Raw genomic sequence first — 20,368 nt, 5'->3', positions numbered from 1 at the left:
GAAGCGCTGTCGCCTCTGGCGGCTGCACGGAGGGGCGCTCCTCAGGGGTTGTTATCTAGGCGCCATGCGGATGGCCCCATCCAGGCGGATGGTTTCGCCGTTGAGCATGGGGTTCTCGAGGATGTGCAGCGCCGTCATCGCGTACTCGCTGGGGTGGCCCAGGCGCGCGGGGTTGGGCACCGATGCGCCCAGCGACTGGCGCACGGCCTCGGGCAGCTTGGCCAGGATGGGCGTGTCGAACAGGCCTGGTGCGATGGTGCACACGCGGATGAACTTGGAGGCCAGGTCGCGCGCCGCCACGATGGTCATGCCGATCACGCCGGCCTTGGACGAGGCATAGGGAATCTGGCCGATCTGCCCCTCGTAACCCGCCACCGACGCGGTGAGCACGCACACGCCGCGCTCGCCGTCGATCGGCTCGTTCTTGGCCATGGCAACGGCCGCCAGGCGCAGCGTGTTGAAGGTGCCGATCTGGTTCACGCGGATGATGTTGATGTACTTCTCCAGCGAGCCGGGGCTGCCGTCCTTTTCGATCAGGCGCACCGGGCCGCCGATGCCCGCGCAGTGCACCAGCGCGCGGAAGTTGCCGAACGCCTCGGCCGCGGCGATGGCCTGCTGCATCTGGCCTTCGTCGGACACATCGGCCTTCACATAGCGCAGGCGGCCGGCGTATTGCTGTTCCATGGCCTGGCCGCGCTCGTCGTTCAGGTCCACAACCACCACGTTCAGGCCACGCTCCAGCAGCGCGATGGCCGAGGCCTCGCCCAGGCCCGAGACCCCGCCCGTGACGAGGGCGGTCATTCCTTGTTGCAGCTTCATGCTTCTTTCCTCATTATGGCTTGCGACGCCCGTCCATCAAGCGCCAGCAGCTATCAAATCAATAGTTACAGACGTTCGATGATGGTGGCGTTGGCCATGCCACCGGCCTCGCACATGGACTGCAGGCCGTAGCGCTGGCCGCTGTCTTCCAGCGCGTGCAGCATGGTGGTCATCAGGCGCAGGCCCGAGGCGCCCAGCGGGTGGCCCAGGGCGATGGCACCGCCGCGCGGGTTCAGGCGCTCACCGTCGGCCTTCAGCTCCTTCTGCCACGCCAGGGGCACGGAGGCGAAGGCCTCGTTGATCTCGTAGTGGTGGATGTCGTCCAGCTTCATCTTGGCCTTGGCCAGCACGCGCTGGGTGGCGGGGATGGGGGCGGTGAGCATGTACAGCGGGTCGTCGCCCACCACGTCGAAGGCCACGAAGCGCGCGCGCGGGGTCAGGCCGAGCTGCAGCGCACGCTCCTCGCTCATGATCAGCATGGCGGCCGCGCCGTCGGTCATCTGCGAGGCGTTGCCGGCCGTGGTGTTCCACTGGATCTGCGGAAAGCGCGCCGACAGCTCCTCGCTCTCGAACACGGCCTTGAGGCCGGCGAGCTTTTCCACCGTGGTGCCGGCGCGGATGGTCTCGTCCTGCGCCACGCGGCCGGCGGGCGTGTCCATGCCCACGATCTCGCGCGCGAAGCCGCCGCCCGCCTGCGCGGCGTGGGCGCGCTGGTGCGAGCGCGCGGCATAGGTGTCGAGCTCCAGGCGGCTCAGCCCCCACTTGGCGGCCACCAGGTCGGCCGACACGCCCTGGCCCACCAGGCCGGGCGCGTAGAGCGCATCGAAGCGCGCGCCGGTGGTGTTCTTGCCCATGCGCGAGCTGCCCATGGGCACGCGGCTCATCGACTCCACGCCGCAGGCGATGACGATGTCCTGCACGCCGGCCATGATGGCCTGGGCCGCGAAGTGCACGGCCTGCTGGCTGGAGCCGCACTTGCGGTCGATGGTGGTGGAGGGCACGTGCACGGGCAGGCCCGCGGCCAGCCAGGCCAGGCGCCCGGGGGTGTTGGCCTGCTCGCCGGACTGGCTCACGCAGCCGCAGATCACGTCGTCCACGCTGCCGGGATCGATCTTGTTGCGTTCCACCAGTTGCTGCAGCACCTGCGAGAGCAGGTCCACGGGGTGCAGCTGGGCCAGCGCGCCATCGGGCTTGGCCCGGGCCATGGGGCTGCGGATGGCATCGACGATGACGGGATTTTTCATGTTCACTTCATGTGTTTTCTGAAACTTATGATCCATTAAAAGCATTTTTCACGCGTTAGTTTGTGCTGAATACTGCGTTTACCCTATGTTTAATGGGACTCACGCCTGAAAAAATCGCAAAACTCAATTGTTTTGTGAGACTTGCGTTTCGCATTTGACGGCACATCGCCCCTGGCGGTGCGCCTGGAGACCACAGGTGACAGGCATGCAGGATTTCTTTGGCCGCGCACAGGCGGCCCCCGAACGGGTGGTGGTGTTCATGGCCGACCAGGGCCGCAGCTACACCGCCGGCGCGCTGGCGCAGATGGCGCGGCAGATGGCGCAATGGCTCGCGGCGCAGGGGCTGCAGGCGGGCGAGCGCTTCGCCGTGCTGCTGGAGAACCGCGTCGAGATCCTGGCCCTGGTGCTGGCCGCGCGCCAGGCGGGCCTGTATGCGGCCGTGCTCAGCACCCACCTGACGGCGGACGAGGTGGCCTACATCGTGGGCGACAGCGGCGCGCGCCTGGTGGTGGCGTCCGACAAGACGCTGCCCCAGCTCCAGGGCATCGGCCTGCCCTGCTGGACCGTGGACGAGGCCCGGCCGCAGGCCCCGTCGCTGCACGCGGCGCTGGCGGCGCTGCAGGGCCCGCCGGTGGACTTCGCCGACCGGCCGCTGGGGCGCGACCTGCTGTATTCCTCCGGCACCACGGGCCGGCCCAAGGGCGTGCTCAAGCCCCTGTGGCCCGCCGGCCTGCGCGGCCAGGCCGACCCCGAGGCCCAGGGCACGGCGCGCCTCATGGGCATGGGCGAGGACACGGTGTACCTCTCGCCCGCGCCGCTGTACCACGCCGCGCCGCTGCGCTACACGCTGCGCGTGCTGGAGCTGGGCGGGCAGGCTGTGATCATGGAGCGCTTCGACGCGGAAAACGCCCTGGCGCTCATCGAGCGCCACCGCGTCACGCACAGCCAGTGGGTGCCCACCATGTTCGGCCGCCTGCTCAAGCTGCCTGCAGAGGTGCGCCGGCGCCACGACCTGTCGAGCCACCGCATGGCCATCCACGCCGCCGCGCCCTGCCCGGTGGATGTCAAGCGCGCCATGCTCGACTGGTGGGGCGACATCCTGATGGAGTACTACGCCGGCTCCGAGGGCTGCGGCACGACCATGATCGATTCGACCGAGTGGCGCCAGCGCCCCGGCTCGGTGGGCCGGGCCACCACGGGCCGGCTGCACATCGTGGACGACGAAGGCCGGGAGCTGCCCGCGGGCGGGATCGGCCAGGTGTATTTCTCGGGCGGCGGGCAGTTCACCTACCTGAACGACCCGGAGAAGACGCGCCAGGCCATCAACGACCGCGGCTGGGTCACGTACGGCGACATCGGCCACGTGGACGCCGAGGGCTACCTCTTCCTGAGCGACCGGCGCGCCGACCTGATCCTCTCGGGCGGCGTCAACCTCTACCCGCAGGAGATAGAGAACGCCCTGGTCCGCCACCCCGGCGTGCAGGAGGTGGCCGTGGTCGGCGTGCCCCACCCCGACTTCGGCGAGGTGCCGCTGGCGGCCGTGGTGCTGCGCCCGGGCCAGGAGGCCACGCCGGAGACGGCGCGCGCCATCGCCGCGCGGGCCGCCGAGGTGCTGGCCCGGCTCAAGCTGCCGCAGCGCATGGTGTTCGTCGATGCGCTGCCGCGCCTGGAGACCGGCAAGCTGCTGCGGCGCAAGCTCAAGGAACAGTTCCGCGAGCAGCCGCAGGCCGGTTTCGCCCTGCGGGACTCATAAAAAAGTAGCTGCCATCGCTTACCCCATAAGCCCTGGGGCCATATTTCATTCACAAACCTTGGAAAGTCCAACAGCCATGCAAGACCTGATCCAGCGCACCATCTACCGCGAGGACCACGAACAATTCCGCGAGCAGGCGCGGCGCTTTTTCGACAAGGAAATCGTGCCCTTCCACGCCCAGTGGGAGCGCGACGGCATCGTGCCCAAGGAAGTCTGGCGCAAGGCCGGGCGCGAGGGCCTGCTCAACACCATGCTGCCCGAGCCCTACGGCGGCGGCGGCGACTTCGGCCACGCGGCCATCCTGATCGAGGAGGTGGCGCGCACGGGTGCCAGCGGCCTCGGGTTTCCGCTGCACTCGGACATCGTCGCGCCCTACATCCACGCCTACGGCAGCACCGAGCAGAAGGACCGCTGGCTGCCGCGCATGGCCGCGGGCGAGCTGATCGGCGCCATCGCCATGACCGAGCCCGGCGCGGGCAGCGACCTGAAGTCGGTGCTCACCACGGCACGGCGCGAAGGGGACCACTACATCCTCAACGGCAGCAAGACCTTCATCACCAACGGCATCAACAGCGAGATCGTCATCGTCGTCGCCAAGACCAACCCCGAGCTGGGCGCCAAGGGCGTGTCGCTGATCGTGGTGGAAGAGGGCACGCCGGGCTTCTCCAAGGGCCGCAAGCTCGAGAAGATCGGCCTGATGGCGCAGGACACCTCCGAGCTGTTCTTCGACAACGTCAAGGTGCCCGTGGGCAACCTGCTGGGCGAGGAGAACATGGGCTTCAAGTACCTGATGAAGGAGCTCGCGCAGGAGCGCCTGGTGGTCGCCGTGCGCGCGGCCCGCTGCATCGAGTCCTTCCTGCAAAAGACCATCGACTACACGCGTGAGCGCAAGGCCTTCGGCCAGACCGTGTTCGAGTTCCAGAACACGCGCTTCAAGCTGGCCGAGGCCAAGGCGCAGGCCACCATGCTGCGCACCTTTGTCGACGAATGCATGAAGCTGCACATGCAGCGCAAGCTGACGCCCGAGCGCGCCGCCATGGTCAAGCTCAACGCCACGGCGCTGCAGAACAAGCTGCTCGACGAGTTCCTGCAACTGCACGGCGGCTACGGCTACATGACCGAATACCAGGTGGGCCGCGCCTGGACCGATGCCCGCATCGGCCGCATCTACGGCGGCAGCGACGAGATCATGAAGGAAATCATCGCCCGCACGCTGTAGCACGAGCCATTCCCTTTCTACATAAAACCCAAGGAGACAACACCATGGCATTCACCCGGCGCAAGACCCTGGGCCAATGGCTGCCCCTGATCGCCCTGGCCGCCACGTGCGGCGTGGGCGCCGCACAGGCGCAGGACCATTACCCGAGCAAACCCATCCGCGTCATCGTGCCCTATCCGGCCGGCGGCGGCACAGACATCATTGCCCGACTGATCGGCACGCAGCTGTCCCAGCGCCTGGGCCAGGCCGTGGTGGTGGAAAACAAGCCCGGGGCCAGTGGCATCCTGGGCAACGACACCGTGGCCAAGGCGCCCGGCGACGGCTATACGGTGCTCATGGGCATCACCACCGTGGTGCAGATCCCGGCGCTGTACAAGAAGGTGCCCTACAAGCTCAGCGACCTGGCCCCGGTGTCGCAGGTGGCCAAGTCGGCCGACCTGCTGATGGTGCCGCGCAGCTCGGGCGTGACTACGCTGCAGCAGTTCGTGGACAAGGCCAAGGCAGCCCCCGGCACGCTCAACTTCGGCAGCTACGGCAACGCCACCTCGTCGCACATGAACGGCGAGCGCTTCAAGCAAAAGGCCGGCATCGACATCACGCACATTCCCTACCAGGGCTCGGGCCCCGAGATGGCGGCCATGCTGGGCGGGCAACTGTCGCTGGCCTTCGTGGACGCCACGGCCGCCTACCCGCACATCAAGTCGGACAAGATCAACATCCTGGCCATCACCGGCGCACAGCGCCACCCGGCCCTGCCCCAGGTGCCCACCATGACCGAAGCCGGCTACCCCGGCCTGGAAGCCAACGGCTGGTTCGGCATGTTCGTGCCCGCCACCACGCCCAAGGCCATCGTGGACAAGCTGGGCAGCGAGGTGAGTTCCATCGTCAAGTCGCCCGAGCTGAACAAGCGCCTGACCGAGATGGGCCTGATCCCCGTGGGGTCCCTGCCCGACGACTTCAAGGCCCAGATCGACAAGGACGCTGCCCACTGGAAGGCCGTGGCCGAGGCCGCCAAGATCTCGATGGACTGAGATGAAACGACGCCCCCCGAGTCGCTTCGCGCCTGCCCCCGCTCTCGCATTGCTGCCGTGCGGGCAGGGGACGCAGCCCTCGCTGCGGGGCGGCTCGGCGCGGCGCGGGCCTAGGCCGGCATAGGCCCTTGCTTGGTGGCGGCCCTGGCTTGGGGTGCGCCGGTTGCATGGGCTGCGGGCGGTGCGTAGCGCTATGGATAACTGAGAGGCCATACAGGCAAAGGAGACGCGCGATGAATCACGAAGCCCACCCCCTTGGATGGAACCGGCGCCACCTGCTGGCCCTGGCCGCCGCAACCGCGGCGGCAGGCCCGCTGGGCGCACGGGCGCAGGCCGCGCCCGCCGGCTTCGCCACCCGCCCCGTGCGGGTGGTGGTGCCCTTTGCCGCTGGCGGCGCCACCGACGTGATCGCCCGGATACTGGGCGAGCGCATGGCGCAGCGCTTTGGCCAGTCGGTGGTGGTGGACAACAAGCCCGGCGCGGCCGGCCTGATCGCCGGCGAGATGGTCGCCAAGGCGCCGCCCGACGGCATGACCGCGCTGCTGGGCACCACCTCGTCGATGCTGACCAACAAGTACCTGTACAAGAAAACGCCCTACGACCCGCTGACCGAGCTGACCCCGCTGGTGCGCGTGTGCCTCGCGCCGATCGCCCTGGTGGTCACCGCCGACACGCCGGCGCAGAACCTGCGGGACTTCATGGCCTGGATCCGCTCCCAGAAGGGCAAGCTGACCTATGGCTCCTACGGCATCGGATCGCACGGCCAACTGGCCTGCACCACGCTCAGCAAGGTGGCCGGCGCCGACATGACGCATGTGGCCTACAAAGGTGAGGCGCCGATGGTGCAGGACCTGCTGGGCGGACAGATCAAGATCGGCATGGGCAGCCTGCTGTCGCTCAAGGCGCACGTCGACGCGGGCAAGCTGCGCGCGCTGGCCGTGACCGGCCCGCGTCGCGTGCCGCTGCTACCCGAGGTGCCCACCTTCACCGAGGCCGGCTACCCACAGGATGCGCTGTCGATTGTGGGTTGGTTGGCGATTGCCGGCCCCAAAGCCATGCCGGCCGACGTGGCGCGGCAATGGGCCCTGGCCGCCAACCACGCCGTGGCCAGCCGCGAGGGCCTGGCGCGCATCATCGCCGCCGGCTTCGTACCGGTGGACGACGACACGCCCGAGAAGTTCGCCCGCCTGTGGGCCCAGGAAGCCCCTGTCTGGGGCCGCCTGCTGCAAGCTGCAGGCGTTCAACCCAGCTGAGCAGCCCCGCTGGCGCCTAGGCGCTGGCGGATGCAGTGGAGCGGGCGATCAGCTTGAAGCTGCCCGTCGCCATGGCCACCAGCGTGCCGTCCTCGGCGCGCACTTCGCCGCGCACGAAGCTGATGGAGCGGCCGCGCCGCTCGCAGCGCGCGGTGGCAATCAGATCGCCCGCGCCCGCGGCGACGTAATGCAGCGTCAGGTCGATGGTGGCCACGCCATAGGCAGCCGGGTCGTGCGCGCGCGCGGCCGCGGCCAGCGTGCAGTCCAGCAGCGTAGCGATCGATCCGCCGTGGACCTCGCCGCGGCTGTTGGCCTGGTCCGCCTGGAAGCCCATGCGCACCTGGGCCATGTCGTGGCCGATGCGCTCACCGCGCAGCGCCATGGCGCGGGCCATGGCCATGGGCAGGCCAAAGAACATGTCGGGGGCTTCGCCGGCGAAGGGGCTCAGGGGAATGTCGGCGGTGATGGAAGACGGTTGTTGCATGAAGGGGATTGTCAGTGGTTCATGGTGCACCCGCACGGCAGGGCCCAGGCACGGGCGGCCGCGCAAGCGGCCTATGCCGGCCGCGCCGCGCTGGCGCAACCGCGAGCGGGGGAAGCGGCGCAGCGGCTCAGGGGGTGTCAATCCACTCTTGCCCCCGTGGACTTGACCACGGCGGCCCAGCGCGTGATCTCGCGCTCGATGTGCGCCTGCAGCGCCTCGGGGGTGGAGCCCACGGGCTCGTAGCCGCCGGCGGCCAGTTGGGATTGCAGCTGGGGCTGGCGCAGCGCGGCGGCGATCTCGCGGCTCAGGCGCTGGGTGATCTCGGGTGGCGTGCCGGCTGGCGCGATCAGCGCATACCAGCCGGTCACGTCAAAGCCGGCCATGCCCTGCTCCTGCACCGTCGGCACCTCGGGCGCCAGGGCCGAGCGCTGCGGGCTGGTGACGGCCAGCGCATGCATGCGCCCGCCGCGGATGTGCGGCATGGAGGTGGAGATGCTGTCGAACGTGAGGTCGATGTCACCCGCCAGCATGGCGTTGACCACGCCGGCGCTGCCTTTGTAGGGCACGTGCGTCATCTTGACCCCGGCGATGCTGCTGAAGTATTCCGCCGCGAGGTGCCCGGTGTTGCCGTTGCCGGCCGAGCCAAAGGTCAGCTTGCCCGGCGCCGCCTTGGCGGCCTGGATCAGTTCATGGATGTTTTTTGCAGGCAGCTTGCCGCTGGCCGCCACCACCATGGGCAGGTTGGCCACCAGCGACACGGGGGCGAAGTCCTTGCGCGTGTCGTAGGGCAGCTTGGGGTAGAGGCTGTCGTTGATGGCATGCGCGGCCAGCACCATGAACACGGTGTAGCCATCGGGCTTGGCCCGCGCCACATACTGCGAGGCCAGCGTGCCGCCCGCCCCGGGTTTGTACTCCAGCACCACGGGCTGGCCCAGCTGCTGCTGCAACTGCATCGCCAAGGGGCGCCCCAGCAGGTCGGCGCTGCCACCAGGCGGGTAGGGAATCACGAGCTGGATCGGCTTGGCGGGCCAGGCGTCCGCGGCGTAGGCAACGGGCGCCAGCAGGGCGCTGGCGGTCAGGGCCATGCTGGCGAGCAAGGCGCGGCGCAGCCGCGAGGGACGAGGCAGTGACATGGCAGTCTCCGGGTGGTGAGAGGAAAGTCAGCCGGCGATGGGCGCCGCTTGCAGGTACTGCTCGCGCAGCGTGCGCTTGAGCACCTTGCCGATCTCGCTGCGCGGCAGGCGCTCGACCAGCCGCAGGTCGGCCACGCGCTGGGTCTTGCCCACGCGGGTGTTGAGCCATTCGCGCAATTCTTCTGCGGTGTGCTGTGATCCCGAGCGCCCCACCACATAGGCCACGGGTGTCTCGCCCCACTGCTCGGAGGGCACGCCGACCACGGCGCACTCGGCCACCTGCGGGTGCTGGCACAGCACAGCCTCGATGTCGCTCGGGTAGACGTTGAAGCCGCCCGTGATGATCATGTCCTTCTTGCGGTCGCCCAGCACGATGAAGCCGTCCGCGTCCAGCCGGCCCACGTCGCCGCTGCGGATGTAGCGCCGGCCTTCCGCATCGAACCACTCGGCCTCGCGCGTCTTGTCCGGCAGGCGGTAGTAGCCGCTCATCATCCCAGCCGAGCGGCCGACGATCTCGCCCTGCTCGCCCGCAGGCAGTTCGCGCCCCTGCTCGTCGATAAACCGGATGGCGGCGCCCTCACCCGGGCGGCCCACGGTGTGCAGCTTGTGCGGAAAGTCATGGCAGTGCAGTTCGCAGCGCACGCCGCCTTCGGTCATGCCGTAGTACTCGATGAGCCGGCCCGGCCAGCGCCGCAGCACCTCGGCCTTGAGCGCGGCACTGAAGGGCGCGCTGGTGCAAAACTTATGTTGCAGCCGGCTCAAGTCCGTGCGGTCGAAATCCGGGCAGGCCATCAGGCGCTGGTACTGCACGGGCACCAGCATGGTGTGGGTAGCGCCGTGCTGCTGGGCCAGCGCCAGATAGCGCGTGGCATCGAACTTGCGCATCAGCACCAGCGTGCCGCCCAGCGCCAGCGTGGGCAGCGCCGCCACCAGCGTGGTGTTGGAATACAGCGGCGTGGCGCACAGCGAGACGGCATCGGGCCCGTAGCCGTTGGTGACTGCGCGCCGCACATGCGCCCAGCGCATGGCCCACGACTGCACGATGCCCTTGGGCACGCCGGTGGTGCCTGATGAATAGATCACGTTGAACGGCCAGTCGGGCTGCGGCGTGATGGGCGCGGGCGCTGTATCGCCGGGGGCCAGCCATTGAACCCAAGGCTCGCCCGCGTCGGGCGCATCGTCCAGCGCCACGCAGCGCAGCGCAGCGCCCGCATGCAGCGGCCATTGCGCGGCCACCTCGCGGTCGCGCAGCACCAGGCGCGCGCCGCAGTTGTCCAGCATGGCGCCCAGGTGCTCGGCCGTGGCCGAAGGCGCCAGCGGCGCCACGGCCACGCCGGCGCGCAGAGCGCCCAGGTAGGCCAGCACATATTCGACCGAGGTGCCTGCGCAGATGGCCACCACATCGCCGGGTTGCATGCCGTCACGCTGCAGGCTGCGCGCCACGCGGTCCATGCCGGCGTGCAGCGCGGCGTAGTCCAGGCGCTGGCCCTCCAGGACCAGGGCAGTGTGGCCAAGGCGGTGCGCGGCCTGGCGTTCAATCAGTTCGGGCAGCGAGCCGAAGGGCTGGGCCAGCAGGTGTTCGATGTCTGGATGCATGGAATGGGAGAGCAGTGAAAAGACGGGGCGCGCGCCCCGCCCGGGTTATTCGAGGGACAGGCCCGCCGCCTTGACGATCTGTGCCCAGCTCTTGCGTTCCTGGGCGATGAAGGCGTCGTACTCGGCCGGCGTCTCGCCACCGGGCACGCCGCCCAGTTCGGCAAAGCGCTGGCGCACCTCGGGCGTTTGCATGGCCTTGCGCGCCGATTGCTGCAGGCGCTCGACCACCGCATCTGGCGTGCCGGTCGGCGCCAGCAGGCCGAACCAGGCCGTGACCTGCATGGGCACGCCGGCCTCGGCCATGGTCGGCACATCAGGCAGTTGCGCCGAGCGCTCGGCGCTGGTGATGGCCAGCGCGCGGAACTTGCCGGCCTTGATGTGCGGCATGGAGCTGGGCAGGTTGTCGATCATGAAATCCACCTGCTGCCCCAGCAGCGCCGTGACGGCAGGCGCCGCGCCGGGATAAGGCACCAGGGTCACTTCGATGCCTGACTTCTGACGGAACATCTCCGAGGACATGTGGGGGGACTGCCCCACGCCCGAGGTGGACACATTGAGGCGGCGCGTCTTCGCCAGGCTGACCAGCTCCTGCGCACTGCGCACGGGGGAGTCGGCATGGACCACGAGGATGTTGGGCACGGAGATCACGTTGGTGATGCCGCGCAGGTCGCTTTCCTTGTAGCTGAGCTGCTTGTAGAGGCTGAAGTTGATCGCCACCGGGCCGATGTTGCCCATGAGCAGCGTGTAGCCGTCGGGCTTGGCGCGCGCCACCTGCGCGGTGCCGATGCTGCCGCCGCCGCCACCCTTGTTCTCCACGACGATGGAAGTGCCCAGGTCCTTGGCCATCTTTTCGGCCAGCACGCGCGCCGCGATGTCGGTGGTGCCGCCCGCAGCGGCTGGCACGACGATGGTGATGGGACGCTCGGGCCAGGCAGCCCAGGTGGCCAGCGGAAGGGCGGTCAGGCAGAGGGCAAGCAGATGGCTGCGCAGGGGCATGTCGTGTCCTTGTCGTGTGCAATGGGGTTCACCACACGATAAGGGCAGGCTGACGGCGACGGCTCAGGGTTTCATGGGAGACACGCTTCGTGATTCAGCAACCCATGCTTAGGCAGGTTGAAAGGACGGCGGGGACGCGTGTACACGTGGTGACTGCGGCCACCGGCCGCACACGCCTGTCAAGCCGTGGCACGCTGCACGAATCGCGCAAGACGCTCCACGCCCTCACGCAGTCTGGCCCCGTCGGACACCGCGTGGCACCAGCGCAGCCAGCCTTCACCCTCGGGGCCGAAGGCCGCGCCCGGCGCCAGGCCCAAGCCGGCCTCGCTCACCAGATGTTTGGCAAGCGCCAGGGAGTCGTCAAAGCCCGCCAGGCGGAAGAACACGTACATCGCCCCGCCGGCATCGGGCACTTCCACACCCGGCACGGCACGCAGCGCTTGCACCAGCAGCCGGCGGCTTTCCACGAGGCCCGCGCGCAGCTGCGCCACATGCGCCTCGCCCTGCTGCAAAGCCACCGTTGCGGCGCGCTGCACGGGCTCGAAGATGCAGGAGAAGTTGTATTCGATGACCTTGCCCAGGTCGGCCTCCAGCGCCTCGGGCACCACCATCCAGCCCGCGCGCCAACCCGTCATGCACCACGCCTTGGAACAACTGTTGACCGAGATGATGCGGTCGCCCGGTGCGTAGTGGCGCAGGAAAGAAGGTGCGCTGGCCAGCTGCGGGTCGTATACCAGACGCTCGTACACGTCGTCGCTCAGAATCCAAATGCCATGGCGGCGGCAGTGCGCGAGGATCGCCACCAGGCTTTCCTCATCGATGGTCCAGCCTGTGGGGTTGTTGGGTGAATTGAGGATGAGCATGCGCGTGCCCGGCGTGAGCGCATCCAGCAGCCGATCCAGCGCAAGCGTCCAGCGCCCGCCCCGCACCGCCAGTGGCACGCGTTCAACCTGCGCGCCCAGGATGCGCGGCATCTCCAGCAGGTTGGGCCACAGCGGCGTGACGGCCACCACGCGATCGCCCGGTGACAGCAGCATCTGGCAGGTAAGCATCAGCCCGGCATCGCCCGAGGCCACAGCGCCGATGCGCTGGGCGGACACCTCGCGTCCGTGCAGGCCCGACAGATATTGCGCGATGGCCTCGCGCAGGTAGGGCCGGCCCAGATTCTGCGAATAAAAGGTCTCGCCCGAGCCGAGCGACTGCGCCGCCGCATCCCGGATGAACTGCGGCGTGGGCTGATCGGACTCGCCGAACCAGAAGGGCAGCACGTCCGCGCGGCCCATGCCGGTGTTGGCGACTTCGCGGATCAGCGATCCGCCCAGGCTCTGGATGGCGGGCCGCGCCAGGGCGGGCAGGAGGGTATCGGTGGGCGAAGCGGGGTTGTGCATGCGGGTCAGATGGAAAGCGAAAAGGTATGGGAAACAAGGCGCTACGGGTCGTAGCGCGTCAGCACTCCACGATGTTCACCGCGAGGCCGCCGCGCGAAGTCTCCTTGTACTTGGTCATCATGTCCGCGCCGGTCTCGCGCATGGTCTTGATGACCTGGTCCAGGCTCACATGGTGCGTCCCGTCGCCATGCAGCGCCATGCGCGCGGCGTTGATGGCCTTCACCGAAGCCAGGGCGTTGCGCTCGATGCACGGGATCTGCACCAGCCCGCCCACCGGGTCGCAGGTCAGGCCCAGGTGGTGCTCCATGCCGATCTCGGCGGCGTTCTCCACCTGCGCGGGCGTGCCGCCCAGCACGGCGCACAGGCCCGCCGCGGCCATGGAGCAGGCCACCCCCACCTCGCCCTGGCAGCCCACCTCGGCGCCCGAGATGGAGGCGTTCTCCTTGTACAGGATGCCGATGGCGCCAGCCGTGAGCAGGAAGTCGACCACGCCAGCCTCGGTAGCGCCGGGAATGAAGCGCCAGTAGTAATGCAGCACCGCCGGCACGATGCCCGCCGCGCCATTGGTGGGGGCCGTGACCACGCGCCCGCCGGCGGCGTTCTCCTCGTTCACGGCCAGGGCGAACAGGTTCACCCAGTCGATCACCTGCAGCGGGTCCTGCTGGGTGTCGGGCGCGTTCTGCAGCGCCTGGTGCAGCGCGGGCGCACGCCGGCGCACCTGGAAGCCGCCGGGCAGCACGCCGCCCACGCTGCAGCCGCGCGCCACGCAGTCCTGCATGGCGCGCCAGATGGCGAGCAGGCCGGCGTCGATCTCGGCGTCGGTGCGCCAGTGGCGTTCGTTCACGCGCATCACCTGCGCGATCGATCCGCCCTGCGCCGCGGCCTGCGCCAGCAGCTGTTCGCCACTGTGAAAGGGCAGCGGCAGCACCTCGGTGTCGGGCGCGATGGCGGCCTGGCGCTGTGCGTCAGCGGCCGCCTCCTCGCTCACGATGAAGCCGCCGCCCACCGAGTAGTACACCTGCGCGGCCAGCGTGCCGCCCGCCGCATCGAAAGCCTCGAAACGCATGCCGTTGGCGTGCAGTGGCAGCGTGACGTCGGGTACCAGCAGCAGGTCGGCCGCCTCGTCGAATGCCACTTCGGGGCCGTCGGCCAGCGGCAGGCGGCGCCGGCTGCGGATGCGGGCGATGAGCGGCTCGATGGCGTCCACCTCCACGGTGTCCGGCGCATGGCCGGCCAGGCCCAGCAGCACGGCGCGGTCGCTCGCGTGCCCGCGCCCCGTGGCGCCCAGCGAGCCGTAGAGCGTGCTGCGCACGCGCGCCACCTGCGCCAGCACCCCCTCGCGCGCCAGCCGCTGCGCGAACAGCCGCGCAGCGCGCATGGGCCCCACGGTGTGCGAACTGGACGGCCCGATGCCGATCTTGAACAAGTCGAAAACGCTGACGGCCATGGGCAAGACTCCAGAGGGCAAGGGTTACGGTCGTGCGCCATGCTGGCGCGGTCGCGATGGCAAGGGAATCGGGTGTTTCGCCCTAGCCAGGCCCCGTCGGTGCCGCAAGCGGCGCCGGCTGCACGCGCAGCGCCAGGCAGAAGGGCTGCACGCAGGGTGCGCGGCCTTCGTAGGGGCAGCCGGGCGCGCTGCAGGGGGGCTCGGCCGCACGGTCGTGTTCTTGCACACGCGACTGGCCGCTGGCCTGCAGCGCGGCCAGGGCCAGCCAGGGGTCGGTGCGCGCCTGCAGCGGGTCGCGCCCGTACACCACGGCGGCCGCACCGGGCGCCGGCGCCAGGTCCAGCGACAGCCACCCGCTGGTGCGCTGGCCCGCGGCGCCCGGGCCTTGCAGCACCAGCGCGAACAGTCCGGGCGCCAGCGCCTGCGGCGGTCCGGCAAAGCCCACCGGCAGGGCCGCTGGCGCGGTGGGCGCAGACGGCAGCGCAGGCATTGCGGCAGCAGGCAGGCGCAGCGTGAGCGTGAAGCCGCGCGCACCGTCGGGCGTGTACACCATGCCTTGCGCCACGCGCGCAATCTGCAAAGCCGGCAGTCCGGTGCCGCCGGCCGCCGGGTCGGTGCCGGCGGGCCACGGCTGGGCCGCCAGCACACGCGGCGCCGCGCCGCCTGCCGGGCCGAGTTGCTGCACCAGCGTATTCAACAGCCGCAGCAGCGGCGCCCCCACACCCTGGGCAGGCCACGGCGCAGGGATGGCCGCGGCGCGCGCAAAAGCGCCCTCGTCGGCCACGGCATCGGCGGAAAGAGCCGCCGGCCCGTGGGATGCGGCCGCTGCCCTGGACGGTGCAACCGCGCCGCCAGCCATCGCCTGCAGGCCCTGGCGTGCCTGATCGGAAAGGCTTACCCGCTCACGGCCTGCCGGCACGGCAGGCATGGGGGCCAGCGCCGGCGGCAGCAGGTTTGGCGAGAACGGCACAGGGGGAGCGTCGGTCGGCGCGGAGCCTGCTGGCGCGGCCCCCGCCGGGGTGGGCGCTGCCGGCGCGGCCAGCAGCCAGTTCTGCCGCTGCAGCGCAGCCTCGGCCAGCACGCGCACGGCGGGTGCCAGCGGCGGACGGGGCGGGTCGATGGAGGAGGCCATGGCGCCCCAGTGTCGCAGAGCGCGAGCCCCGCGCCAACGGTGGCGGCCTCCCGAGGGGAGGCTTTTTGCTACTCAATTAATAGCTTCTACCGCTTACTGGATAAGCGCTAGAGGCAATTTTGTTTCAAAACCCTGCGCGGAGCCTCATCCCTTGAGGCCCAGCCGCCGCGCGAGCTTGTGCAGGTTGCTGGGGTCCACGTCCAGCATGCGCGCAGCCTGCGCCCAGTTGCCGCCATGCGCCACCAGAGCGGCATTCAGGACCTGGCGCTGGCAGGCATCCACCGCGTCGCGCAGCGTGCCCGTGGGCGCGGCCAACGACAAGGCGCCGCCTGCCGCGGGTGCCATGGGGGCATCGCTGCGGGGCGTGGCCACGGGTTCGTCCAGCGCGTCCAGGTCCAGCAGGCCGGCCTCCAGGGTGACGATCTCGTTGCGGTCCACGCCGCGGCTCAAGGCCTTGAGCGCGGCGCGGCTGATCACGTGTTCCAGCTCGCGCACGTTGCCCGGCCAGCGGTAGCGGCGCAGCGCGGCCTGCGCGTCAGGCGACAGGCGCAGGCTGCGCAGCCCCAGGCGGGCGCGGTTGAGCTCCAAAAAGCGGCCGGCCAGCACCAGCACGTCGTTGCCCCGCTCGCGCAGCGGGGGAATGGGCACGGGGTAGACCGAGAGGCGGTGGTACAGGTCGGCGCGGAAGGCCCCGCTGGCCACCTGCTCGCGCAGGTTGCGGTTGGTCGCCGCAATCACGCGCACGTGCACGCTGCGCGGGCGGTCGGCGCCCAGGCGCTGGATCTCGCCGTTTTGCAGCGTGCGCAACAGCTTGGCCTGCACGGACAGGGGCAGCTCCCCCACTTCGTCCAGAAACAGCGTGCCGCCCTCGGCGGCCTCGAAGCGGCCCGCGCGGTCACTCACCGCGCCCGAGAACGCGCCGCGCACGTGGCCGAACAGCTCGCTCTCGGCCAGAGACTCGGGCAACGCCGCGCAGTTCACATGCACCAGCGGTCGCGCGCGCCGCGGCGACTGGTGGTGCAGCAGCCGCGCGAACAGCTCCTTGCCCACGCCGGTCTCGCCCAGCAGCAGCACGGGCAGCTCGGACGCGGCCACCACGCTCAGCTCATGCAGCAGCCGCTTGAGCGCCGGGCTTTCGCCCACGATCTCCAGCTCGCCGGCGCCGCCGCGCTCGGGCGTCGCCAGGGCCAGGTCGCCTTCGGCCGGGCCGGTCGCGGCCATGCGCAGGGTGCGCAGTTCCTGCTCCAGCCGCGCCACGCGCACCACGGCCTCCACCAGCGGCACCCACTGGCCCAGCCGCTGGCGCGCGGCGGGTCCGAAAGTGCCGGTGGCCAGGGCATCCAGCGTGAGCACGCCCCAGGGCCGCCCCTCCACGTGCAGGGCCACGCCCATGCAGTCGTGCACGGGCAGCGGCTCGCCCACCAGGGTGTCGAGCAGGCCGTCGTAGGGGTCGGGCAACTGGCTGTCGTGCTCGAAGCAGGTCACCTCGCGCCGCGTGAGGATGGCCGCCAGCCGTGGGTGCTGGCCTACGGCAAAACGCCGGCCCAGGGCGTCGCTCACCAGCCCGGTGACGGCCACGGGGCGCAGGCGCTCCTCCTCCAGCCGCAGCAGGGCCACGGCCCCGCAGCCGAACTGCGTGCGCAGCAGGTCCACCAGGCGCTGCAGGCGCACGGCCTGGGGCAGCTCGGCCCCCAGGTCGGCGCACAGCAGCAGGGCGGAGGTGGCGGCCGCAGGCGATGCCTCAACAATGGTCATAAAAACCCTTTAAAGGTGTTTTTTACCCAAATTGACATGGGTCTATTTTACCCACGATGGTGTAAACCCTTGATTTTTCATGGCAGAGCCGCTGGCCCAGGGATTGCGAGAGGGAGGCATCTCTTACCGCGACTGTTCGACCATGCATCGTTACTCCCCCTCCCCCACGGTGTGCCGGGCCCGGCCCGCGCACCCTTGCGAGGGCGCAAGGAAAGTCCCCCCACCCTTCGCCCCGCTGCACCGCTTGATAAACACAATGACGGAGGCCCAACATGGGTAAGTACGCCAAGTATTGGTACACGCTGATAGGCGTGTTGATTGTCACCTTCAGCCTGCTGGGCTTCTACGGCGCAGAGGTCTACCGCACCGCGCCGCCGATTCCGGGGCAGGTGCTGGTGCAGGGCAGCGACAAGCCGCTCTACACCAAGGACGGCATCCTCGACGGCCAGACCGCCTGGCAGTCGGTGGGCGGCATGCAGCTCGGCTCCATCTGGGGCCACGGTGCCTACCAGGCGCCCGACTGGACGGCCGACTGGCTGCACCGCGAGCTGACAACCTGGCTCGAACTGGCCGCGCAGAAAGACCATGGCAAGGCGTTTGCCGATCTGGACGTGGGCCAGCAGGCAGTGCTGCGCGACCGGCTCAAGACCGAGTACCGCACCAACACCTACGACAAGGCCAAGGACACGATGGTGATCTCGCCGCTGCGCGCCGAGGCCATCGCCATGACCGCCCAGTACTACGACAAGCTGTTCAGCAACGACCCCGCGCTGCACAAGACGCGCGAGAGCTTCGCCATGAAGGAGAACACCCTGCCCAGCGCCGAGCGCCGCGCGCAGATGGCCGGCTTCTTCTTCTGGACCGCCTGGGCAGCCGCCACCGAGCGCCCCACCGACGTGGGCGGCGGCAACGGCGCCACCTACACCAACAACTGGCCGCACGAGCCCCTGGTCGGCAACCAGCCCACCGGTGAGAACCTGGTCTGGTCGGTGATGAGCGTGGTGGTCATGATGGCCGGCGTGGGCTTCCTCGTGTGGGGCTGGGCCTTCCTGCGCAAGCACGACGAGCAGGACCCCACCCCTCCCCAGCACGACCCGCTTTCCCGCGTGGCCCTGACGCCTTCGCAGCGCGCCCTGGGCAAGTACCTGTTCCTGGTGGTGGCGTTGTTCACCGCACAGGTGCTGCTGGGTGGCTTCACCGCGCACTACACGGTGGAAGGCCAGCAGTTCTACGGCATCGACGTGTCACAGTGGCTGCCCTACTCGCTGGTGCGCACCTGGCACCTGCAGGCCGCACTGTTCTGGATTGCCACGGGCTTCCTGGCGATGGGCCTGTTCCTTGCGCCGGTGGTCAATGGCGGCAAGGATCCCAAGTACCAGAAGCTCGGCGTGGACGTGCTGTTCTGGGCACTGGTGGTGGTCTGCGTGGGCTCGTTCATCGGCAACTACTTCGCCATCGCGCAGATCATGCCGCCCGAGTGGAACTTCTGGCTGGGCCACCAGGGCTATGAGTACGTGGACCTGGGCCGCCTGTGGCAGATCGGCAAGTTCGCCGGCATCGCCTTCTGGCTGGTGCTGATGGCCCGCGCCATCTTCCCCGCCCTGCTGGCCCCCAACGGCCAGGACAAGAACCTGCTGGCACTGCTGACCTCCTCGGTGGTGTGTATCGGCCTGTTCTACGGTACCGGCCTGTTCTACGGCGAGCGCACCCACATCTCGGTGATGGAGTACTGGCGCTGGTGGGTGGTGCACCTGTGGGTGGAAGGCTTCTTCGAAGTGTTCGCCACCACGGCACTGGCCTTCATCTTCTCGACCCTGGGCCTGGTGTCCTACCGCATGGCCACGGCTGCCAGCCTGGCATCTGCCTCGCTGTTCATGCTGGGCGGCGTGCCCGGTACCTTCCACCACCTGTACTTCTCGGGCACCACCACTCCGGTGATGGCCGTGGGTGCCTCCTTCAGCGCGCTGGAAGTGGTGCCGCTGGTGGTGCTGGGCCATGAAGCCTGGGAACACTGGAGCCTGCAGCACAAGGCCACCTGGATGAAGAACCTGAAGTGGCCGCTGATGTGCTTCGTCGCCGTGGCCTTCTGGAACATGCTGGGCGCCGGTGTGTTCGGCTTCATGATCAACCCGCCGATCTCGCTGTACTACATCCAGGGTCTGAACACCACGCCGGTGCACGCCCACGCCGCACTGTTCGGGGTGTATGGCTTCCTGGCCCTGGGCTTCACGCTGCTGGTACTGCGCTACGTGCGTCCCCAGATGGTGTTCAACGAGCGGCTGATGAAGACCGGCTTCTGGTGGCTCAACGCCGGCCTGGTGCTGATGATCGCGACCAGCCTGCTGCCGATCGGCCTGTTCCAGTTCCACGCCAGCGTGGCCCACGGTACGTGGTACGCCCGCAGCGAGGAATTCCTGCAGCAGCCGTTCCTGGAGACCCTGCGCTGGGTGCGTACCTTCGGTGACCTGGTGTTCATCACCGGCGCCCTGTGCGTGACCTGGCAGGTGGTGAGCGGCGTGCTGTTTGCCCCCCGCGCCCCGGCCGCCCCGAGCACCGGAGCCCTGGCAGGCGCCAACCGCTGACGCACCGCGGATACCGGGTGCGCCGCCCCCCGCGGCGCGCCTGGTCCCACCCTCGGACCTTTTGAAGAACCGCCATGAACATCGACCGCTTCAAGCACGAGCACCGGGACATCCTGGGCCAGATCGCCACCCTGCGCCAGCTGGCACACAGCGGCGTGGAGCACAACGCGACGGCGATTGCGCAGGGCATCGTGGCCATGAGTTCCACCATCAAGCTGCACCTGGCCGTCGAGGACCGCCTGCTGTACCCCGCGCTGCGCCAGGGCGCCGACGCGGAACTGGCACGCCTGGGCGAACAGTTCCAGCGCGAGATGGGGGCGATTGCCGCGGCGTACATGGACTTCGCACGGCGCTGGAACACGCCGGAGCGCGTGCGCACCGACGCCGAGGGTTTCCGTGCAGATGCCAACACCGTGCTGCGCCATGTGTACGAACGCATGCAGCGGGAAAACCGCGACTTCTACCCGCGCATCGAGGCCGAGGAGGCCCTGGCGCATTAAGGCCCACTCTATTTTTCATAGCTGTAAGCGCTTACC

The 20,368-nt window shown here is 69.3% G+C and carries 16 protein-coding genes; 6 read left to right on the top strand and 10 right to left on the bottom strand.

Annotated elements, in window-relative coordinates; all coding sequences use genetic code 11:
• Positions 1–51 precede the first annotated feature (51 nt).
• Positions 52–819, bottom strand: a complete 768-nt coding sequence (locus K2L43_RS00640; RefSeq protein WP_220638283.1) for an SDR family NAD(P)-dependent oxidoreductase — start codon at positions 817–819, stop codon at positions 52–54.
• A gap of 65 nt (positions 820–884) precedes the next feature.
• The gene (locus K2L43_RS00635; RefSeq protein WP_220638282.1) at positions 885–2,063 is read right to left on the bottom strand and encodes a thiolase family protein; all 1,179 of its coding nucleotides are present in this window, start codon (positions 2,061–2,063) and stop codon (positions 885–887) included.
• Between the two features lie 205 nt (positions 2,064–2,268).
• Between K2L43_RS00635 and K2L43_RS00630 the strand changes: the two genes are divergently transcribed.
• From K2L43_RS00630 to K2L43_RS00615, 4 genes are all read left to right on the top strand, one after another.
• Entirely contained in the window at positions 2,269–3,816 is a 1,548-nt protein-coding gene (locus tag K2L43_RS00630) for an AMP-binding protein (protein WP_220638281.1), read from the top strand.
• Positions 3,817–3,892: 76 nt separating this feature from the next.
• Positions 3,893–5,035, top strand: a complete 1,143-nt coding sequence (locus tag K2L43_RS00625) for an acyl-CoA dehydrogenase family protein (protein ID WP_220638280.1) — start codon at positions 3,893–3,895, stop codon at positions 5,033–5,035.
• A 44-nt stretch (positions 5,036–5,079) separates the two neighbouring features.
• Positions 5,080–6,066 (top strand): tripartite tricarboxylate transporter substrate binding protein, encoded by a 987-nt coding sequence (locus K2L43_RS00620; protein WP_012655225.1) that lies wholly within the window; start codon positions 5,080–5,082, stop codon positions 6,064–6,066.
• 233 nt (positions 6,067–6,299) lie between these two features.
• Entirely contained in the window at positions 6,300–7,319 is a 1,020-nt protein-coding gene (locus K2L43_RS00615) for a tripartite tricarboxylate transporter substrate binding protein (RefSeq protein WP_220638279.1), read from the top strand.
• A gap of 16 nt (positions 7,320–7,335) precedes the next feature.
• Here the strand turns inward: K2L43_RS00615 and K2L43_RS00610 are convergent, their stop codons facing one another.
• From K2L43_RS00610 to norR, 8 genes are all read right to left on the bottom strand, one after another.
• Positions 7,336–7,803, bottom strand: a complete 468-nt coding sequence (locus K2L43_RS00610; RefSeq protein WP_220638278.1) for a PaaI family thioesterase — start codon at positions 7,801–7,803, stop codon at positions 7,336–7,338.
• Between the two features lie 137 nt (positions 7,804–7,940).
• Positions 7,941–8,936, bottom strand: coding sequence for a tripartite tricarboxylate transporter substrate binding protein (locus tag K2L43_RS00605; RefSeq protein WP_012655222.1), 996 nt, complete (start codon positions 8,934–8,936; stop codon positions 7,941–7,943).
• A gap of 27 nt (positions 8,937–8,963) precedes the next feature.
• The gene (locus tag K2L43_RS00600) at positions 8,964–10,532 is read right to left on the bottom strand and encodes a class I adenylate-forming enzyme family protein (protein ID WP_220638277.1); all 1,569 of its coding nucleotides are present in this window, start codon (positions 10,530–10,532) and stop codon (positions 8,964–8,966) included.
• 45 nt (positions 10,533–10,577) lie between these two features.
• Positions 10,578–11,528, bottom strand: a complete 951-nt coding sequence (locus K2L43_RS00595) for a tripartite tricarboxylate transporter substrate binding protein (RefSeq protein WP_047350142.1) — start codon at positions 11,526–11,528, stop codon at positions 10,578–10,580.
• A 179-nt stretch (positions 11,529–11,707) separates the two neighbouring features.
• Positions 11,708–12,916 (bottom strand): pyridoxal phosphate-dependent aminotransferase, encoded by a 1,209-nt coding sequence (locus K2L43_RS00590; protein WP_220638276.1) that lies wholly within the window; start codon positions 12,914–12,916, stop codon positions 11,708–11,710.
• Between the two features lie 58 nt (positions 12,917–12,974).
• On the bottom strand, positions 12,975–14,363 hold the full coding sequence (locus K2L43_RS00585; protein WP_172205148.1) for an L-serine ammonia-lyase: 1,389 nt from the start codon (positions 14,361–14,363) through the stop codon (positions 12,975–12,977).
• Positions 14,364–14,445: 82 nt separating this feature from the next.
• The gene (locus tag K2L43_RS00580) at positions 14,446–15,495 is read right to left on the bottom strand and encodes a hypothetical protein (RefSeq protein WP_103736914.1); all 1,050 of its coding nucleotides are present in this window, start codon (positions 15,493–15,495) and stop codon (positions 14,446–14,448) included.
• A gap of 144 nt (positions 15,496–15,639) precedes the next feature.
• Positions 15,640–17,250: a nitric oxide reductase transcriptional regulator NorR gene (norR, locus tag K2L43_RS00575; RefSeq protein WP_220638275.1), complete on the bottom strand. Its 1,611-nt coding sequence runs from the start codon at positions 17,248–17,250 to the stop codon at positions 15,640–15,642.
• 272 nt (positions 17,251–17,522) lie between these two features.
• Here norR and K2L43_RS00570 point away from each other — a divergent pair, with 272 nt between their 5' ends.
• Both K2L43_RS00570 and K2L43_RS00565 read left to right on the top strand, forming a co-directional pair.
• On the top strand, positions 17,523–19,832 hold the full coding sequence (locus K2L43_RS00570; RefSeq protein ID WP_220638274.1) for a nitric-oxide reductase large subunit: 2,310 nt from the start codon (positions 17,523–17,525) through the stop codon (positions 19,830–19,832).
• A gap of 74 nt (positions 19,833–19,906) precedes the next feature.
• The gene (locus tag K2L43_RS00565) at positions 19,907–20,332 is read left to right on the top strand and encodes a hemerythrin domain-containing protein (RefSeq protein ID WP_047350136.1); all 426 of its coding nucleotides are present in this window, start codon (positions 19,907–19,909) and stop codon (positions 20,330–20,332) included.
• Positions 20,333–20,368 lie beyond the last annotated feature (36 nt).

This window comes from Diaphorobacter sp. MNS-0 (assembly GCF_019602835.1).
Classification (GTDB): domain Bacteria; phylum Pseudomonadota; class Gammaproteobacteria; order Burkholderiales; family Burkholderiaceae_C; genus Diaphorobacter; species Diaphorobacter nitroreducens.
This window is presented reverse-complemented; position numbering and strand designations above follow the sequence as displayed.

Excerpts from the sequence above, each read along its gene's own strand:
- K2L43_RS00620 (WP_012655225.1), top strand. The coding sequence starts at position 5,080 with ATGGCATTCACCCGGCGCAAGACCCTGGGCCAATGGCTGCCCCTGATC.
- K2L43_RS00635 (WP_220638282.1), bottom strand. The coding sequence starts at position 2,063 with ATGAAAAATCCCGTCATCGTCGATGCCATCCGCAGCCCCATGGCCCGG.
- K2L43_RS00630 (WP_220638281.1), top strand. The coding sequence starts at position 2,269 with ATGCAGGATTTCTTTGGCCGCGCACAGGCGGCCCCCGAACGGGTGGTG.
- K2L43_RS00590 (WP_220638276.1), bottom strand. The coding sequence starts at position 12,916 with ATGCACAACCCCGCTTCGCCCACCGATACCCTCCTGCCCGCCCTGGCG.
- K2L43_RS00570 (WP_220638274.1), top strand. The coding sequence starts at position 17,523 with ATGGGTAAGTACGCCAAGTATTGGTACACGCTGATAGGCGTGTTGATT.
- K2L43_RS00605 (WP_012655222.1), bottom strand. The coding sequence starts at position 8,936 with ATGTCACTGCCTCGTCCCTCGCGGCTGCGCCGCGCCTTGCTCGCCAGC.
- K2L43_RS00625 (WP_220638280.1), top strand. The coding sequence starts at position 3,893 with ATGCAAGACCTGATCCAGCGCACCATCTACCGCGAGGACCACGAACAA.
- norR (WP_220638275.1), bottom strand. The coding sequence starts at position 17,250 with ATGACCATTGTTGAGGCATCGCCTGCGGCCGCCACCTCCGCCCTGCTG.
- K2L43_RS00585 (WP_172205148.1), bottom strand. The coding sequence starts at position 14,363 with ATGGCCGTCAGCGTTTTCGACTTGTTCAAGATCGGCATCGGGCCGTCC.
- K2L43_RS00600 (WP_220638277.1), bottom strand. The coding sequence starts at position 10,532 with ATGCATCCAGACATCGAACACCTGCTGGCCCAGCCCTTCGGCTCGCTG.
- K2L43_RS00595 (WP_047350142.1), bottom strand. The coding sequence starts at position 11,528 with ATGCCCCTGCGCAGCCATCTGCTTGCCCTCTGCCTGACCGCCCTTCCG.
- K2L43_RS00610 (WP_220638278.1), bottom strand. The coding sequence starts at position 7,803 with ATGCAACAACCGTCTTCCATCACCGCCGACATTCCCCTGAGCCCCTTC.
- K2L43_RS00565 (WP_047350136.1), top strand. The coding sequence starts at position 19,907 with ATGAACATCGACCGCTTCAAGCACGAGCACCGGGACATCCTGGGCCAG.
- K2L43_RS00580 (WP_103736914.1), bottom strand. The coding sequence starts at position 15,495 with ATGGCCTCCTCCATCGACCCGCCCCGTCCGCCGCTGGCACCCGCCGTG.
- K2L43_RS00640 (WP_220638283.1), bottom strand. The coding sequence starts at position 819 with ATGAAGCTGCAACAAGGAATGACCGCCCTCGTCACGGGCGGGGTCTCG.
- K2L43_RS00615 (WP_220638279.1), top strand. The coding sequence starts at position 6,300 with ATGAATCACGAAGCCCACCCCCTTGGATGGAACCGGCGCCACCTGCTG.